Source organism: Paeniglutamicibacter sp. NPDC091659, assembly GCF_044756805.1.
Taxonomy (GTDB): Bacteria; Actinomycetota; Actinomycetes; order Actinomycetales; family Micrococcaceae; genus Paeniglutamicibacter.
Genome location: NZ_JBIVTO010000014.1, coordinates 45,373 through 62,515, shown reverse-complemented (window position 1 = coordinate 62,515; position 17,143 = coordinate 45,373). Strand labels below are relative to the sequence as shown.

15 protein-coding genes and 1 tRNA gene are annotated in these 17,143 nt (G+C 65.6%); 7 read left to right on the top strand and 9 right to left on the bottom strand.

The window, feature by feature from the left end:
- Positions 1–5: 5 nt before the first annotated feature.
- The 3 genes from disA to ACIQLF_RS19800 all read right to left on the bottom strand — a co-directional run bounded on the left by disA (position 6) and on the right by ACIQLF_RS19800 (position 3,769).
- Complete coding sequence (gene disA, locus ACIQLF_RS19810; RefSeq protein ID WP_400302349.1) at positions 6–1,082, bottom strand: DNA integrity scanning diadenylate cyclase DisA; 1,077 nt, start codon at positions 1,080–1,082, stop codon at positions 6–8.
- A gap of 117 nt (positions 1,083–1,199) precedes the next feature.
- Positions 1,200–2,585, bottom strand: coding sequence for a DNA repair protein RadA (gene radA, locus ACIQLF_RS19805; RefSeq protein WP_400302347.1), 1,386 nt, complete (start codon positions 2,583–2,585; stop codon positions 1,200–1,202).
- Between the two features lie 56 nt (positions 2,586–2,641).
- The gene (locus ACIQLF_RS19800; RefSeq protein WP_400302345.1) at positions 2,642–3,769 is read right to left on the bottom strand and encodes an aromatic acid exporter family protein; all 1,128 of its coding nucleotides are present in this window, start codon (positions 3,767–3,769) and stop codon (positions 2,642–2,644) included.
- Positions 3,770–3,994: 225 nt separating this feature from the next.
- Here ACIQLF_RS19800 and pstS point away from each other — a divergent pair, with 225 nt between their 5' ends.
- From pstS to ACIQLF_RS19770, 6 genes are all read left to right on the top strand, one after another.
- On the top strand, positions 3,995–5,113 hold the full coding sequence (gene pstS / locus ACIQLF_RS19795; protein ID WP_400302343.1) for a phosphate ABC transporter substrate-binding protein PstS: 1,119 nt from the start codon (positions 3,995–3,997) through the stop codon (positions 5,111–5,113).
- Between the two features lie 151 nt (positions 5,114–5,264).
- Positions 5,265–6,197 (top strand): phosphate ABC transporter permease subunit PstC, encoded by a 933-nt coding sequence (gene pstC / locus ACIQLF_RS19790; protein WP_387529937.1) that lies wholly within the window; start codon positions 5,265–5,267, stop codon positions 6,195–6,197.
- 44 nt (positions 6,198–6,241) lie between these two features.
- Positions 6,242–7,357: a phosphate ABC transporter permease PstA gene (gene pstA, locus ACIQLF_RS19785; RefSeq protein ID WP_400302446.1), complete on the top strand. Its 1,116-nt coding sequence runs from the start codon at positions 6,242–6,244 to the stop codon at positions 7,355–7,357.
- A 50-nt stretch (positions 7,358–7,407) separates the two neighbouring features.
- Positions 7,408–8,187, top strand: a complete 780-nt coding sequence (gene pstB / locus ACIQLF_RS19780) for a phosphate ABC transporter ATP-binding protein PstB (RefSeq protein WP_400302341.1) — start codon at positions 7,408–7,410, stop codon at positions 8,185–8,187.
- A 272-nt stretch (positions 8,188–8,459) separates the two neighbouring features.
- The gene (locus ACIQLF_RS19775) at positions 8,460–8,819 is read left to right on the top strand and encodes a PadR family transcriptional regulator (RefSeq protein ID WP_400302338.1); all 360 of its coding nucleotides are present in this window, start codon (positions 8,460–8,462) and stop codon (positions 8,817–8,819) included.
- A complete protein-coding gene (locus ACIQLF_RS19770; protein ID WP_400302336.1) occupies positions 8,819–10,021 on the top strand; it encodes a hypothetical protein in 1,203 nt (400 codons plus the stop codon). Before ACIQLF_RS19775 ends, ACIQLF_RS19770 begins: the two co-directional genes overlap by 1 nt.
- A gap of 40 nt (positions 10,022–10,061) precedes the next feature.
- Here the strand turns inward: ACIQLF_RS19770 and ACIQLF_RS19765 are convergent, their stop codons facing one another.
- From ACIQLF_RS19765 to ACIQLF_RS19745, 5 genes are all read right to left on the bottom strand, one after another.
- Positions 10,062–11,084 (bottom strand): anion permease, encoded by a 1,023-nt coding sequence (locus tag ACIQLF_RS19765; protein WP_400302334.1) that lies wholly within the window; start codon positions 11,082–11,084, stop codon positions 10,062–10,064.
- 8 nt (positions 11,085–11,092) lie between these two features.
- On the bottom strand, positions 11,093–11,707 hold the full coding sequence (locus tag ACIQLF_RS19760) for a hypothetical protein (RefSeq protein WP_400302332.1): 615 nt from the start codon (positions 11,705–11,707) through the stop codon (positions 11,093–11,095).
- Between the two features lie 70 nt (positions 11,708–11,777).
- Positions 11,778–13,496: a zinc ribbon domain-containing protein gene (locus tag ACIQLF_RS19755; RefSeq protein ID WP_400302331.1), complete on the bottom strand. Its 1,719-nt coding sequence runs from the start codon at positions 13,494–13,496 to the stop codon at positions 11,778–11,780.
- Between the two features lie 723 nt (positions 13,497–14,219).
- Positions 14,220–14,879, bottom strand: a complete 660-nt coding sequence (locus ACIQLF_RS19750; RefSeq protein ID WP_400302329.1) for a hypothetical protein — start codon at positions 14,877–14,879, stop codon at positions 14,220–14,222.
- Positions 14,880–14,898: 19 nt separating this feature from the next.
- Positions 14,899–15,117 (bottom strand): ABC transporter permease, encoded by a 219-nt coding sequence (locus ACIQLF_RS19745; protein ID WP_400302444.1) that lies wholly within the window; start codon positions 15,115–15,117, stop codon positions 14,899–14,901.
- Between the two features lie 424 nt (positions 15,118–15,541).
- On the opposite strand from ACIQLF_RS19745, the gene ACIQLF_RS19740 reads away from it, so the two are divergent.
- A tRNA-Lys gene (locus ACIQLF_RS19740) sits at positions 15,542–15,614 on the top strand.
- 309 nt (positions 15,615–15,923) lie between these two features.
- Here ACIQLF_RS19740 and ACIQLF_RS19735 read toward each other — a convergent pair.
- A complete protein-coding gene (locus tag ACIQLF_RS19735) occupies positions 15,924–16,319 on the bottom strand; it encodes a hypothetical protein (protein ID WP_400302328.1) in 396 nt (131 codons plus the stop codon).
- Between the last annotated feature and the right edge of the window lie 824 nt (positions 16,320–17,143).

Here is a 17,143-nt window from a genome sequence, read left to right as displayed (position 1 = left end):
GGATGCTAGATGAAGCGGTCCAACAACGAGGACTCCGCAATGCGGGAAAGCCCCTCGCGCACGGTGCGTGCGCGCTGCTCTCCGATGCCGTCGACCGCCATGAGATCCTCGATGTTGGCTGCCATCAGGCGTTGCAGGCCACCGAAGCTTGTGACCAGGCGGTCTGCGACGGCCCGAGGGACGGACTTGATGCCGGCGAGCAAGCGGTATCCCTTGGGGGCGACGACTGCCTCCAATGAATCGATTCCGGGGGTGACGCCAAGAATCGTGGCGATCTTTCCCAAATCGATGAGGTCGGTGCTGTCCAGGTGCTGCAATTTGCGCAGGGCAGCATCGATGTCGAGTTCTTCCTTGCCCAGGGAAGAGTAGTCCTTCAGCAACAGGTCCGATCCGGGTCCGAGCCCGGCGGACAGTTCATCGAGCTGCAATGCGAGGAGACGGCCGTCGGCGCCGAGTTCCAGCACGTACTGGGCGATTTCCTCGGAAATGCGCCGGACCATTTCCTGCCGTTGCAGCATTGCCGCAACATCCCTGACCGTTACCACGGCCTCGATCTCGGCCGCCGAGAGCGCATTCGTGACCTGGTCAAGGCGTGAACGGTAGCGTTCGAGCGTTGCTAGGGCCTGGTTGCCGCGGGCCAGCACCGGTTCGGAACCTTCCAGGACATACCGGATGCCCTGCACGTAGAGCGCAATGATGTGCATCGACTGGGATACCGAGACCACGGGGAATCCCGTTTGGATGGCAACGCGTTCGGCCGTGCGGTGGCGCGTGCCCGATTCCTGGGTGGGAATGCTGTGGTCGGGAACCAGCTGGACGCCCGCGCGCAGGATGTGCGAAGCGTCCTTGTCGCAGACGATTGCACCATCCATCTTGGCCAGTTCGCGAAGGCTGGTGGGGGAGAAATTGATGTTGATATCGAATCCGCCGGAACAGATCGCATCGACGACCTTGTCGTGGCCCAAGACGATGAGCGCGCCGGTTCGGCCGCGCAGGATGCGTTCAAGGCCATCGCGCAACTCCGTGCCCGGGGCAACCCGCGCCAGTGTGGTGCGCAGTGCATCTTCGGGGCTTTTGGACATGGCCATTTCCTTCCAGGGAATTTATTCAATGGTATGGCCATGTCTGTGGTGGTGAATGCGGAAATGAACGCAAATGCCCGGTATCGGTACCTCTTTGTTACCAATGTGCCCAAAAACCTAGTTTTTGACCCGTTGCTCGAAGGCGATGTTGAGGGCTTCGTGCACCGACGAGACGGTGAATACCCGGATGGAGTCCGGGATGTTCTTGGGTGGCTGCGGCGAGTCCGGAACCATCGCGTAACGGAACCCGAGGCGTTCGGCCTCCGTGATGCGCCTGCCGATCTCCGGCACCGGGCGAACCTCCCCGGCGAGGCCGACCTCGCCGAACGCGACGAACTGCGGCGGCAACGGGTGGTTGTGCATCGAGGAAGCCAGTGCCAGCGCCGTGGCCAGGTCGGTTGCCGGTTCGCTGAGCTTGACCCCGCCGACGGTGGCCACGTAGGAATCCAGGCCGCCGAGTTCCATCTTTGCCCGCGATTGCAGCACGGCAAGGATCATCTGGGTGCGGGCCGCATCCAGGCCGCTGGTGGCCCGGCGCGGGATCGCACTCACCGAACGGGACAGCAGTGTCTGGATCTCGGCAACCAGGGGGCGCCGGCCCTCAAGGGTGACGGTGATGCAGGTTCCCGGGACGGGGTCCTTGGTGCGGGTGACAAACAGGCCCGAGGGATCCGCCAGGCCGTGGATGCCGGTTTCGGTCAGGTCGAAGCAGCCCACCTCGTCGGTGGGGCCGTAGCGGTTTTTCAGGGCCCGCAGCAGGCGGAGGCGGGAATGGCGCTCGCCGTCGAACTGGCACACCACGTCGACGAGGTGTTCCAGCAACCGGGGCCCGGCGATCGAGCCTTCCTTTGTCACGTGGCCGACCAGCACCGTGGTCATGTTCCGGCGCTTGGCCGCGTTGATGATGGACGCCGCAACCTCGCGGACCTGGGAGATGCCGCCGGCCGTGCCGTCGACCTCGCCCGAGGCCAGCGTCTGCACGGAGTCGACGATCAGCAATTCCGGGTCGATCTTTTCGATCTGGCCCAGCGCGATGCCCAGGTCGGATTCGGCGGTGAGGAAGAGCGTGTCGGCAATTGCGTCGATGCGTTCGGCACGAACCTTGACCTGGGCCGCAGATTCCTCGCCGGTGATGTACAGGACCCTGCGGTCGCCGCGGGCCGCTCGCGCGGCAACATCCAGCAGCAGGGTCGACTTGCCTACGCCGGGTTCGCCCGCCAGGAGGATCACGGCGCCGGGCACGAAGCCGCCGCCGAGCACGCGGTCGAGCTCGTCGACCCCGGAGGGCCGGTAGGAGGCGGCCGAGGCGTCGATGTCGCCGATGGGCTGGGCGGGGCTGGCGATGGTGGTGGCGACGGTGGTCTTGGCGCTGACGGCTCCCATTTCCTCAACGGTGCCCCACGCCTGGCATTCGCCGCAGCGGCCCACCCACTTCACCGTGCTCCAGCCACATTCCGCGCAGCGGTAGGACGGAGTGGATTTGGTGCGTGCGCTCTTTGCCATGTGCTTGATGCTAGTGCCTTGCGCCGACAGTTTGCGCAGGCGCGGTGTGCCGTTCGCTAGAGGCGGGGGAGCAGTGCCACGGCATCCTCATGCAGGGTTCCGGTGGCCTCGAGCAGGTCGACGACCAGGGGACGCAGCAGCAGGACCATGCCTTCGCCCTGCATCCCGCTCACATGCAGGGACTTGGGGTCCAGCCGGGCCGCGCAATCGGACAGCTCACGTTTGGCCCGCGAAATGGCGCGTGAATATCCCGATTCCGTGGGTTCAAGGACCGCATGGCCCAGCGCATCGACCGCCTCCGAGAGTTCGGTCAGCAGGCCGGCAACCGTCTCCACGCCCCTGTCGCTCAAGGCGGCGTTGTCGATCACGGTGGTGAGGCGGCGGGCCAGAACGCGGGAGTTCCTCACCGCGAGATCCGTCTTCTCCGCTGTCACCACGAGCCTGCCGATGTCCGAACGGTGGCGCCGGTGGGCCGGCGCCAAGGTGGCGACCTCGCGGGCAAGGTCAAGCGAGCCGGGCAGGGCGTCCATGAGGGGCTGGGTGGCGCGGGCGCGGATCAGGGCGTGGAAGGCCATCGTGGAATCGGAGGTGCTGACGGCGCGCCCGCATTCCTGAAGCACGCCCGACAGCTCGTTCAGGAGTTTGCCCAGGTCTGCCATCGGCGTCCTCCGGGGATCGCGCGGCAGGATCATCAGGATCAACAGGGCGCAGACCGAGCCCACCACGGCGTCCAGCGACCTTGCGAACGGTCCGGCCTCGCCGATGGGAAGCAGGACCACCAGCAGCGATTGCAGACCCAGCTGGGTGGTAAAGATCGGCCCGGAATCCAGGTAGCGGGCGATCGTCAGGGAAAGGAACAGGACGGTGGCGGCCTGCCAGAGGCCGGTTCCCAGGAACGTGAGCAGCAGGTCGCCGACGGCCACGCCGAGCGTGCAGCCGATCGCCACCTCCATGGTGCGCCGCACCGTGGTTTGGGCGCCGAAGCCCAGCGCGAGCAGGGCGCTGGTTGCGGCAAAGATGGGGCCCTCGTGCCCCAACACGCGTTCGGCTATCCAGTAGGCCAGGATTGCGCACACGGTCATTTGGATGATTTTCGGCATGGAGCTTTGTGCCCTGCGCATCCCGACCCGGTTGCGACGCTTGATAAAGCCCCAACCGCTGGCAATCGAAGTTTTCACGCCCATGCCCCCAGTCTGTCACGGCCCGGACTTCCGCGGTTCGCGGGGCGCAAGTGAGCCGAAACACCAAAGTATCCGCGGCTTGTTCATCTTCCGTTCACCTTCATCGCAACGTCTGGTTACCTACGCGGCCTAACTTCGTATTGAAGCGATGTGCCAGCGCGTGCATCGACGGGTGCGAACCACGACGATTCGGACCATCATTGACAGGTACTTGAAAGAGGAAAATTCGTGAAGCTCAATCGCATTGGCAGCGCGGCTGCTGTCCTTACCGTAGCCGCACTGGCACTGACCGCGTGTGGTTCGGACAGCCCGACCGCCACGGCAGGAACCAGCGCCTCCACCGGAGGCGCAAGCGCCGGTGCGGTTTCCGGCACGCTCACCGGTAGCGGTGCTTCCTCGCAGAAGTCGGCCATGGAAGCCTGGAAGGCCGGCTTCGAAGCCGCCAACGCCGGCACCATGGTCCAGTACTCCCCGGATGGCTCCGGCGCCGGACGCAAGGCCTTCCTGGCTGGCGGCGCGCAGTTCGCCGGCTCGGACGCCTACCTGAAGACGGAAGAGATCGAAGCCTCGAAGAGCGTCTGTGGTCCCGAGGGCGCATTCAACGTCCCGGCCTACGTTTCCCCGATCGCCGTGGCCTTCAACCTGCCGGGCGTCGAAACCCTGAACCTTGATGCGGCTGCAATCGCCAAGATCTTCAAGCTCGAGATCACCAAGTGGAACGACCCGGCCATCGCCGCGGCCAACCCGGGCGTTGAACTTCCGGACACCGCAATCACCGTGGTCCACCGCAACGACGAGTCCGGAACCACCGAGAATTTCGTCGAATACCTGGCAGCTGCTGCCAAGGACGTCTGGACCTATGAAGTCAGCGGCGACTGGCCGGCAGACCTTGCCAGCGAAAACGCCAAGGGCACCTCCGGCGTTGTTGCCACCACCACCGGCACCGTCGGCGCCATCACCTACGCCGACCACTCGGCCGTGGGCAAGCTCGGCACAGTCAAGGTGAAGGTCGGTGAGGACTACACCGAGATCTCCTCCGAAGCCGCCGCCAAGGCAGTGGAAGCAGCCACCCCGGTCGCCGGCCGCGGCGAGCTGGACATGTCGCTGGACCTGAAGCGCGACTCCACCGAATCGGGCACCTACCCGATCATCCTGGTTTCGTACCACGTGTTCTGCTCCAGCTACAAGGACCAGGCCACGGTTGACCTGGTCAAGAGCTTCGGCGAGTACGTCCTCTCCGACGCCGGACAGAAGGAAGCTGCAACCTCCGCGGGCAGCGCCCCGCTCTCCAGCAAGATGAGCGAAGCGGCCATCAAGTCCGTCGAATCCATCAAGGTCGGCTCCTAGCCAAGACCCCTCCCGCGCCTTCCCGCCCGATGCCGGCAATCGCCGCATCGGGCGGGGCGCGCGGACTCCACGGTTTTTCCCCTCCTCATCCCACGCCAAGCGGCCACCCGATCCCCGTATCCGCTTGCACAACATTTGAAGGCTCACCCTTATGACCACCAACGCGCTGCGGCGCCAAGGATCCAACGGGCAGGCCGGAGACAAGATCTTCTCCGGTGCCGCGCTCGGCGCGGGCATCCTCATCCTCGTCACTCTTTTTGCCGTTGCCTTGTTCCTGTTCATCCAGGCGCTCCCGACCTTCACCGCCAACCCGGCGCTGATCACCGGCGGCGAAGGCTTCGGCAGCTACATCTTCCCGATCGTCATCGGCACCGTGATCGCCGCGGGCATCGCCCTGCTGATCGCCACCCCGGTGGGCATCGCGGTCGCTCTGTTCATCTCCCACTACGCGCCGCGCAAGCTGGCCGCGGGCCTGGGCTACGTGATCGACCTGCTTGCGGCGATCCCGTCGGTCATCTACGGCGCCTGGGGCTACCTGGTGCTGGCTCCGGCGCTCGTGCCCGCCTACCAGTGGCTGGCCGAAAACCTGGGTTTCATCCCGATCTTCGCGGGCCCGGCCTCGCAGACCGGCAAGACCATCCTCACCGCAGGCATCGTGCTGGCCGTGATGATCCTTCCGATCATCACCTCGCTGAGCCGCGAGATCTTCCTGCAGACCCCCAAGCTCCACGAGGAAGCCGCACTCGCCCTGGGCGCCACGCGCTGGGAAATGGTCACCATGTCGGTGCTGCCCTTCGCCCGCCCCGGCATCGTCTCGGCAGTCATGCTGGGCCTGGGCCGCGCGCTGGGTGAAACGATGGCCGTGGCGCTGGTGCTCTCCACCGGCGCGCTGATTCCGTCGCTCATCAAGTCCGGCAACCAGACCATTGCCGCGGAAATCGCCCTGAACTTCCCAGAAGCCTTCGGCCTGCGACTTTCCGAACTTATCGCCGCCGGCCTGGTGCTCTTTGTCATCACCCTGGTGGTCAACCTGATTGCCCGGGCCATCATCGCCCGCCACAAGGAATTCTCGGGAGCGAACTGATGAGTGCCGTGACAACCAAGCAGACCAAGAACACCGTTCCCGGCATGCCGGACAAGACGCCGAAAGCGCCCCTGGCGCGCAAGCGCAATTCACTGGCCAAGGGCCACCTGCCGCGCTTCGCGGTTCCGGCCATCGCAGCCGGTTCGCTGGTGCTCGGCGCCGCGGCCTCGACGCTCACCGGGTTCTCGGTGGCGTCGCTGGCGATCTACACCGCCGTCATCTTCGTAGTCGCCGCCGCCGTCACCACGACCGCGGTGGAAGGCCCGCGCCGCGGCAAGAACGCCCTGGCCACGTACCTGGTCTACGGCGCGTTCCTGCTGGCGCTGATCCCGCTTGCAAGCGTGCTGTTCACGGTTCTGCAAAAGGGCCTGCCGGGCATCAACATGCACTTCCTGTTCCACTCCATGAACGGGATCACCGGCGCCGTCGACAACGCCAGCGTCGAGAACGGCACCCCGGTGCTGGGCGGCGCGTACCACGCGGTCATCGGCACCCTGCTGATCACCCTGTGGGCAACGGTCATCTCCGTGCCGGTCGGCATGCTGACCGCCATCTACCTGGTCGAATACGGCAAGAACGGCCCGCTGGCCCGCGCCATCACCTTCTTCGTGGACGTCATGACCGGCATCCCGTCGATCGTCGCCGGCCTGTTCGCCACCGCGCTCTTCGCGGTGCTGCTTGGCCCGACCGCCCGTATGGGCATCGTCGCGGCGGTCGCGTTGAGCGTGCTGATGATCCCGACTGTGGTTCGCTCCACCGAGGAAATGCTCAAGATCGTCCCGAACGAGCTGCGCGAGGCTGCCTACGCGCTGGGCGTGCGCAAATGGCGCACCGTGGTGAAGGTTGTCATCCCGACCGCGATCTCCGGCATCGCCTCCGGCGTCACGCTGGCGATCGCCCGAGTCATCGGCGAGACGGCGCCGATCCTGGTGACCGCAGGCCTGGCCAACAACATCAACGTGAACGTGTTCGGCAACTGGATGGCCACGCTGCCGACCTTCATCTACTACCAGATCCTTGCACCGACCTCCCCGACAAACGTCGACCCGTCGATCCAGCGCGCCTGGGCCGCGGCCCTGCTGCTGATCGCCATGGTCATGGTGCTGAACCTGGGCGCCCGGCTGGTTGCCGGACTGTTCGCCCCCAAGAAGGGCCGTTGAGCACCCCGCTCCGGACCCGACACACACAAACTTTCTAAGGAATAACCACAATGTCCAAGCGCATCGACGTCAAAGACCTCAACGTCTACTACTCCAAGTTCCTGGCCGTGGAAGACGTGAACATCGAAATCGAAGCCAAGTCCGTGACGGCGTTCATCGGCCCGTCCGGCTGCGGCAAGTCCACCTTCCTGCGCACGCTGAACCGCATGCACGAGGTCATCCCGGGCGGCCGCGTCGAGGGCGAGGTGCTGCTCGACGGCGACAACCTCTACGAATCCGGCGTCGACCCGGTGACCGTGCGCAGCCAGATCGGCATGGTCTTCCAGCGCCCGAACCCGTTCCCGACCATGTCCATCAAGGACAACGTGCTCGCCGGGGTGAAGCTCAACGGCAAGAAGATCTCCCGTTCCGACGCCGATGACCTGGTGGAGAAGTCGCTGCGCGGCGCCAACCTCTGGAACGAGGTCAAGGACCGCCTGGACAAGCCGGGATCGGGCCTCTCCGGCGGCCAGCAGCAGCGCCTGTGCATCGCCCGCACCATCGCGGTGAAGCCCGAGGTGATCCTCATGGACGAGCCGTGCTCGGCCCTGGACCCGATTTCCACCCTGGCCATCGAGGACCTGATCAACGAGCTCAAGAGCGAGTACACCGTGGTGATCGTGACCCACAATATGCAGCAGGCCGCGCGCGTGAGCGACAAGACCGCGTTCTTCAACATCGCCGGAACCGGCAAGCCGGGCAAGCTGATCGAGTACGCGGAAACCGCGACGATCTTCTCCAACCCGTCGGTCAAGGCCACCGAGGACTACGTCTCGGGCCGCTTCGGATAACCCCGAGGCAACACAACAGCAGAGCTTCGCCCCGGGTCCAAGGACCGGGGGCGGTACCGGAAGGGGGATCTTCCGGGGATCCTGGAGGGGATCACAGCGGCGGGGCACAACGCGGAAATCTTGCGTTGGGCCCCGCCGCTGCCGTGTTTAACGGGTGCGGCCGGACGTTGCTGTGGACGGCGACGCTCCGCGCGACACGCCGGGATGCTGCCGCAATATGCACACTACTGTGCAAAGCGTAATACTGTGGTGTGCGGAGAAGGGAGTGCCCGGTGGACACCACGCAATTGCTCAAGGGAGTGCTGGACGTCGCGGTATTGGCCGTGGTCCGGGAGGAAGACGGCTACGGATACGACATCGTCAGGCGCCTGCGCGCCGCGGGACTCGCGGAGATCGGCGACGCCTCGGTGTACGGGACGTTGCGCCGGCTCTACGCCGCGGGGGCGCTTTCGACGTACGTGGTGCCCTCCGAGGGTGGGCCCAATCGCAAGTACTACGCCATCAAGGCGGAGGGAATCGCCATGCTCGATGAGCAGCGGGAAACCTGGAACGGGTTTGCCGCGGTGTTCTCCGCCTTGATCAACCAACAACCATCATCGGCAGCTGCCGCGAGTTCGAACGGATCCCACTGATGAACACGAACCACCAGAACACCGTCGGCGAGTTCGCGCGCTCCGTACGGGCCCAGCTGTCCGACCTTCCAGCCCTCGACGTCGAGGAGCTTACCGAGGACCTCGAGGCGGACCTGGCCGAACGCCTTGCCGAGGACGGCTCGGACCTCGGCGACCCGGTTGCCTACGCCGCCGAGTTGCGCGCATCTGCCGGCCTCGAGGCCAAGGCGCCGCTCCCGGCCGCAGTTCCCCTGCATCGGTCGCTGGCCCTCAAGGCGCGCGAAACCGTGGAGGCCCTGCGGCGGCATCCGTCGACGGCCTCGCTGATCGATTTCCTGACCGCCCTGCGCCCGGTGTGGTGGGTGCTGCGTGGTTGGATCGTTTTTGGCCTGCTCATAGTTCTGCTGAAGCAGGAATGGCCGTTCTTCCCCCGCAGCTTCTTCGAGTTCATCTTGTGGGTTGCCCTGATTGCAGTGAGCGTCCAATGGGGCCGTGGGCGCTGGCTGGGCACTGGCCGGATTGGCACGGCCTTCAAAGCCACCGCGAGCGTTGTTGCGGCGCTGTTGCTGTTGCCGCTCACGGTCATCTCCTTCGACTCGGTAAACCGCGCCCTCTCCGACCAGTCCTACGACTACGCATCCTCGGTTTCGCCGGTCCAGGAGGGCGTCGCCGTCGACGGGGACAACGTGTCGAATGTTTTCGCCTACGACTGCTCCGGCAAGCCGCTGCGCAATGTACAGCTGTTCGACCAGGACGGCAGGAAACTCTCCGTCAATCCGTTTGGCGACGGCTACTCCTCGTACTACGACCAGGAACGCGGAGAAGAAATCTTCGGCATGCCCAACAGATTCGCTTCCAAGGGCGAGGGCTGGAATGTTTTCCCCTTGGATGTCACTGAGGAAAGTCCTGACCAGGCTGCCGGAACCGACCTCGGGCGCCTTCGGGCACCCCTGCCGTTCGCAACCGTCCAGCCGCTGCTCAATGAGTGCACTCCGGAAGCGCCGAAGCAGGACGACGCCAGCCTGCCCACCACCATGCCGACTGCGCCGACTCTCGATCCGGAGGGAGTGAAGGCCACCGACGCCAAGGGCAACGAAAGCACCACGCCAACCTCAAGCCCCGATCCGGCTTCGCCGGAGCCCGGGGAATCGAAAACTCCAAAGGAATTGGCAAAGCCTGTCGACCAGTCAGGAGAGCCGTCTCCGACCCCGTCCGGGGGATAGGGGAAGGGCCTGCGGCGGTTTCGGCGGACGGGACCGTGCGTCAGGCGAGCAGCGGGTGCATGGCCAGGAACAAGACCCCGGCCAGCAATGCACAGACCACGGGGGTCGCGACCCAGTGCCGCGCCACCCGGTTCACGTGCCGCCAAATCACCGATTCGAAACGCTGGTTGGCGCCGGCTCCCACGATGGAGCTGGTCACCGCCTGCGTGGTGGACAGCGGCAGGTGGAAGACCATGGCGCCAAGGAACAGCATGCTTGCGGACACCGATTGGGCGATCATTCCGCGCAAAGGGTCAAGGCTCACCAGCCGGTAGGCGATGGTGTGGGCGATGCGCCAGCCGCCACAAAGCACGCCGGCGGCCAGGCACGTGGCGCCCAGCAGCTGCGTGCCGAGCATGATTGACCCGGGCTGGGCCGCATGAGCGGTCACCAGGGTCAGGGTGAGCATGGCGCCGGTGCGCTGCCCGTCCTGGATGCCGTGCCCCAGCGCCACCGCACAGGCAGCGACGGCCTGGCCGGCGCGCGAGACACCGTTGACGTCCGCGGCGCTCGAATGCCGCACCAGCCAGGTGGCAGGAACCACCAGCAGGTAGGAAATGGCAAAGGCGACCAGCGGGGTGAAAACCAGCGGGATCAATACGCCACCGAGCAGCATGCGCAGGGCATCGTGCACCCCGTCATTGCCCAGAAGCGCAGAGGCGCCGCTGGCCCCGGCCAGCGCGGAGATCAGTGCGTGGGTGGATGAGATGGGAAGCCCCCGCCACCAGCACAGCAGGCCCCACGCCCCGGCCGCGATCAGCGCCGCAAGCAACAGGGCAAGCCCGGGTGTTCCCTCCGGGACGTTGAGTTCAACCGCGGAAATCAGGTAGACACCAAAGCTGGTGGAGAGCATGGTGCCGACAAAGGTGAAGAACGCCGCGACCGTAACTGCGTAGGCAGGGGTCAATGCCCTGGTGCGGACGGCCGCCGCAACCGAATTCGAGGCGTCGCGGAACCCGTTGAGGAACGCAAAGCCGCAGGTGCACGCAAGGACCAGGAACATCATGAGGGTTTGGCCAGTCATCGTCGGGCTCAGGATTCCTTGACCAGGACGCGTCCCAAGTGGTCGGCCACGGCGCGCAGCGATTGCGCCGAGGCAAGGAATTGTTCGGCCACCGACCGGTGCCGAATGATGGTGCCGGCCTTGCTCAGCTCCCCGATTTCCCCGATCCAGGTGCGGTGCGTGCGGTGGGCGCGCTTGGAAATCCTGACCAGTTCAAGCCACAGGTCTTCGAGGTCGTCCATGCGCTGCAACTTGCCCAGCGCCTCGGTGGTGAGCTCTGCCTGGCGGCCGATGAGCTCGAGCTGCTCTGCCGCCCGGTTGGAGAGCTGCCTGTTCCCCAGATGGGCGATGAGGTCGCCGGCGCCGCTGAGCTGTTCGACGGCTTCGTGCAGCAACCGGGAGAAGGTGTAAATGTCCTCGCGTGGCAACGGGTTCACGTAGCTGGTGCGAAGGTGGGTGAGCACCGCGTAGTGGAGATCCGTGGTTTTCACTTCGGAAGCGTTCAGTGCGTCCAGGTGCTGTTGGCGGTCCTCGTCGGATCCCAGCATTTCGGAAAGAATGCCGACGCATTGGTGGACTTCGGTGGCCAGCTCGCGCAACAGCTCGAGGCCACGCGTATCCGAAGGGAAAAATCTAAACTTCACGATGTACCACCGGGTGCGAATGTATGGAAACAGGTCGTGCCCAGTTTACGGGGCAAAGGTTAACAAGCGTCTACGGATCCCTGCCACTCCCCGGCACCGGGGCGCCGGGGGTAGAGGTCCGTCGTTCACGGGTGCCTGGGGGCTGGTCCGTGTCCCACACCGACGCTTGAGGTGCAGGATAAGTGGCATTCGACGTTTTCACCGGGACCGGAGCCACGGAGCGCCGGACGCGTTTGTGGCGGGCCCTTCGCGGGGTGGGGGCGTTTTTGGGCCGTGGGACGCGCTTTACTGGGCTATGGGCAACCTTCCCGATGTGCTTGCGCCGGGTCTGGCGGTCGGTCTTGAGGCTTCCCTGCCCGGCGATGGCGCGCTTGCCCACGTTCACCGAGGCGACCTGGTCCCGGTTCCCCTCCAGCCCGCAGGGTCGGCACCGGGCGTGGTGGTAGCCGCCGGGGCGGGCGAGCTCCGCATCGCAGCCGGGGCAGTGGGCGCTGGTTCCCCGGGCCGGGACCTCGATGACCTCCAGCCCGGTGCGGGCTCCCAGATGGGTGGTGGCGTCCACGGCCTTGCGGCGCGCCGATTGGGCCACCCGGTTGTTGTTCGCCCGCCCGATGCCGCCGGCCGTGAGGGTGGAGAGATCCTCGATGGCGATGCTGGTGGCGCCGACCCGGTGGGCGTATCCGGTGGCCCATCCGGCGAAGTGGAAGGCCAACTCCCGGTTGACCCGGGAACGCTTGGCCCCGAGTTGGGTGCGCAACTCCTTCCAGACCGCGATCTTGGCTTCCAGCGCCGCGCGCAGGGGCGAGGAATCCTCAAGCCCGTCGGCCAGATGCCCGGTGCGGGCGATCTTCCCGGTCAGGATTTCTCCTTCCTGCTGGAGCCGGAAGAGTCTGGTGCCGAGCCCGCGGTCGTCGTACCGGTGACCCTCGAACGCGGAGACCAGGTTTCCGTCCGGGGTGGCGCGGGTGTGGGAGATGACTCCGAGCCCGACCGGCGACCAGTCGATGCCCACCACGGAGGTGATCGGCGTTTTGGGGTTGCGCATGGGAGGATCCGGCTCGGTGTACGCGAGGTGGAACCTTGCGATGCCCGGCTTGGTCGGGTGGATGGTGATGGTGGGCAGGTGCCACTTGGCGACAGGCCGGCCCCGGAGGTGCCGCGGGACGGGCAGGGTGATCTCGGCTGCCACCCAGTGCTTGCGGCCGGTCGGCCTGTCCACCGTGGGCAGGCGCAGGGCCAGGATCAGCGAGGTGCCGGGCGCGTCCAGTTCCATGGTAGCCAGTTGCCTGTCCACCGCGCCGAGGATCAGCCGGCGTCCGGGCGCCGGGGTGTCCGGGAGCATCGGCAGGCGCAGGGAAGCGATGGCGGCGCCGGGATGGCGTTTCAGGTGCCGGGTCACCTGGCTGCCCAGGTTTTTGGCGGTTCCCGCGCGGACCTTGGGGTGGGAGGCTACCAGGCACCCGGTACCGGTGAGGTGCTGCAGGGCGGTGTCGCGGTCGGCGAGGGTCCGCAGGACGGCGACGACGTTGGCCTGGATGAGGCGATCCACCCGGCTGGTCACATAGACGCCCTTCCGGTGCGTGGGGTTCAGCCCGAGCCTGGCGGCGGCCACGTGGGCGCTGGCCGGCAGCCGCCGGCCGGTGGCGTCGGTCCCGGCGGCGAGGCGGTCCAGGGTGGCGTGGGTGAAGCCCCGCCGCATGAGCCCGGCCGCGGCGGTGTCGGTGAGGGCGAACAGGCGGGCCAGGCCCGGGGTCATCGGGACGTTCACGGTGACGCCGGAGACAGTCACGGGGCACCACCACTCCCGGCCGCCGCATCTGCAGCACCACGGCCCCGGCGCAGGCCGGTTCCCCGCCCGGCGGCCGGGGAACCGGGGCCCTGCGCGAACTCGTCCATACACTCATTCTGCTCCCGGCCACCGACACTTCGGGCCCGCCGGCGCGCAGGTGTGTGGACGCAATGCCCCGGACCCTGGAACAAAGACCCGGTCCCCGAGGCATCACCACCGGCAGGACGGCGGGCAATACCAAGCGATGCTTCCAGGGCCTTTCGTGGTTCCCGCAGCCCGGAGACCCGGTCCCTGCGCGAAGGACCTCGCCCGCGGCGGAATCCCGCAAGTCTCCCTCCCGATCCCCGGGTGGGAACCCAGGTCTTCCGTGCGGAAAATCCGCCGGGCGGAGGCGACCTTGCGCGCGCCGACGACCGGCATGCCCATGCACTTGGCCGCCACATGCCACTGTCAACAAATGCCAATGCGTGCAGGAAAAATTGCCAACTGTTGACCAGTCTGGTCTCGTAAGCGGGGGAGTGCCTGAGGCAGGAATCCTGGAGCCAGAATTGGGAAGTATAGTGGTGCCGAACCGGGAGCGCCTCTCGGCGGAAGGCCGCTCGTAGCGGCTGAAAGTTGGAGCCCGGGGCTGCCGCGATCCGGCACCATAAATCAATTTTTCTCGTATCGGACCCCTGCTGTCAACACGGAAGGGGTCAATACGCGCTCAGCGTGAAGGAGCTCTCAGTCAAGTTCCCCGCGTCGCCACAACTCAGCGCAGGCTTCAAGGTCTTCGGCCGTCTTCAGTAGCGAGTGGGCCCTGCGCGTCATAACCGAGGCGCGCGACTCGTGTGAAAGCTCTGCGGCATCCGCCTGTTCGGCTTGGCCCAGGGCAATGACCCTGCAATAGGCTGCGGTGCGCTCGAGTGCCACATCGAAGTCGCCCTCGAAGGCTCCGGTGAGGATGGAACTCGTCATTTCACGCAGTTCCTCCGCTCCCGGGGGCTCTGCGGCGCCGGCAATGGCACGGGCGACCTCGGCCTTCGGGGCGCCCGCGGCGAAGAAGGAAGCCATGGCCTCGGCATTGCCCAGCGTCGCGGCGCGAATCGCGTAAAGCCGCCAGAGCGCGCCGGGCAGCGAACGCGCCGGGGTCTTGGACCAAAGCTCGGCCACGATCTCCAGCCCTTCGTCCTCGGCAAGGGTCACGAGCCGTTCACGCACCTGGGGATCCGCGTTGACCTTTCCGGCGCGCACCAGCGCCTGGGCGGTCAGGTGCGCCGCCTCGGAAATCCGTGCGGGATCGGCCCCGCCCTCAAATGGATCAAAGTCCATGGGGGCGAAAGGTTTGGGTTTGTGGTGGCGGAACGTGGTTGCCGGGGGAGTTGTTGCTGGGTGGCCCTTCATGGCCTTGAGGATACTCTGTTCAGCTGAATGCTTGCTCATCGATCGGCAGCCGTGCCGACCCGGCAGCGATGTAGGTGGCGACCAATGCCGTCACGGTTCCGCCCAGGGCCAGGCCTGCGAGCACCACCAGTTGGAACTGGGCTGCTCCCAACGCGAGTACGCCGCCGAAGAGGGCGCCAACGAAGGCGCAGGGCAACGTGACAAGTCCTGTTGACTTGGTTTGGTCGAGGTTCGGGATCGGCGCTTAGCGCACGGCCATGCGCCGTGCGGATTGGGTGGATTCGCGGGGCCGGGCACCGAGAGCGAGCCAGCCTTCAACCTCGCCGCGCTATGCCCTCACGAGCGCCGAGGGGCAGGGAAGTCGCTCGCCGGGCAGTGGTGAACGATGCCGTCGAAAGCATGAGGACGACAAAGAGCGCGGCCGTCCACGGGGCCGACTCGACACCGCGTGATGGCGGCCGGTTGCACCCCGGCGCGATGGATCGCCACCAGCGGAAGCGGGCCGAGCCCTAGGCCCGCGCGTGCCAGCAGGGCCGTCGTTGCAAGGACCATCGCAAGGATGACAACGGCAAACCTGATGTATTCAAACACTTCATGAATTTACCAAGGTTGTCCGAAACCTGCCCGAATATCCGCTAATATAGGTCTTGGCCTTGTGCCATGCGCCTTTAGCTCAGTTGGTAGAGCACTGGACTTTTAATCCATTGGTCGCGGGTTCGACCCCCGCAGGGCGCACAGTAAAAGCGGCTCTGACTAGGAGAAATCCAAGTCAGAGCCGCTTTCTGTTTAAGTTGGCATGGCCGAATCCAACGGAAACCCAACGAATTGAAATCAACGGGGTTTCGGCGCGCCCGGCCGGCCGATCTACTTGATCAGGCCGGTCAGGGTGTCGGCAACCTCGGTGTGCACTGCCTTGCTGCCTATGTAAACGTCTTGGGTTGTGGATACCTGGGCATGGCCCAGCTGGTCGGCTCCGACGCTGGCAGAGAACCTCTCAGCGTCGATGAGGGTCGCCAGCGTCTTGCGGAACGTGTGCGAGGTGACCTAATCGAACTTGAGCCGGTCGCGGACCCGACGCCATTGCTTGGCGACAGCGGACGGATCCCGCCAGTTCCCGGTCAGGGCCGGGAATACCGCGTCACGAACGTTTCCGGCCGCGCTGACCTGCCGACGAAGCAGCATCGAGAGGGCAAAATTAGGCAGCGGCAAGATGCGTTCACCAGATTTGGTCTTGAGGTAGTCGTCACGAAGCATCCCCTTGGCCTTTGGCCCGGTTGACCTTCCCGTTGCCTCCAATGGCGCGGCCAGCTCGGAAACCTCATCGGCCAGAAGGTCGGCCCGGGCATTGAGCAGGCTCGTGGGTTCGTCGATGCGCCGCGCGATGGCTTCCCGCGTGAGCGCGACGGCTTGGGCCGCGGACTCGGCATCGAACAATTCCAAGGCGGCCGGATGCAGCTGCAGGAGGCCGGCCCCGGCGCACACGGGGCAGTCCAGGGCAACGACGCGCGCGATTCGGTGGGCGCATCCAGGGCGGAGCATTTTCACTTGGTCTCACCCGTCAGCATCTTGGCTAGGGCATCGGCCGACCGGCCCATCCGGTGTGCGATTTGGTCAATGCTGAGCCCCGGCTTTCGGAGGTAGTGAAAGTCGGCTGTTGTTGTCGCGTAGAGGGCTCCCATGGCTTCGAGTATCTTTCAGCCGGAGGGAGCAATGGGGGGTGTTTGCAGGGTGGGACGGGTCTACGGGTTCGCCGTTCCGGACCGACGCGCTGGTGTGGCGGGTCCAGGTAAGTCTTGGTGCAAGGTCTTCGGAACCGTTGACCTGGGAGCTGGTCCATTACTACCCCGCTGGTGGCTTGCGGGTTCGGGACGCGAGTCAGACGAATACTTGACGAGAAGATGGGCCCCGCTTCCCACGGCGGGGCCCATCCGTTTCGCAGATACCGCTTTGGGTCGGCATCTACAATCGCGGACACAGGCACTTGGGGGACGCCTGGGCCGCCGAAACCCTCCCGACATCTTCAGGGACCGAGTAATTGACTTACCTGAAAACGGGGTTCCACCGGAGGCTGGGGAGTGGTGACTCTCCCGGAGGCCGTTGGTGGGTTAGGGTTTCGCAACTATATCTAGTTGTCAGAGCGACGTTACGCCAGACATTGAACGCCGTCTATTAGACTTTTGGCCACTGTTTGGGGCGAGGGAAACCGCAGGTCCATGATCGCGATTGACGGCCCCTTCCTCCTGAAATGCAAAATGAGCCCCACC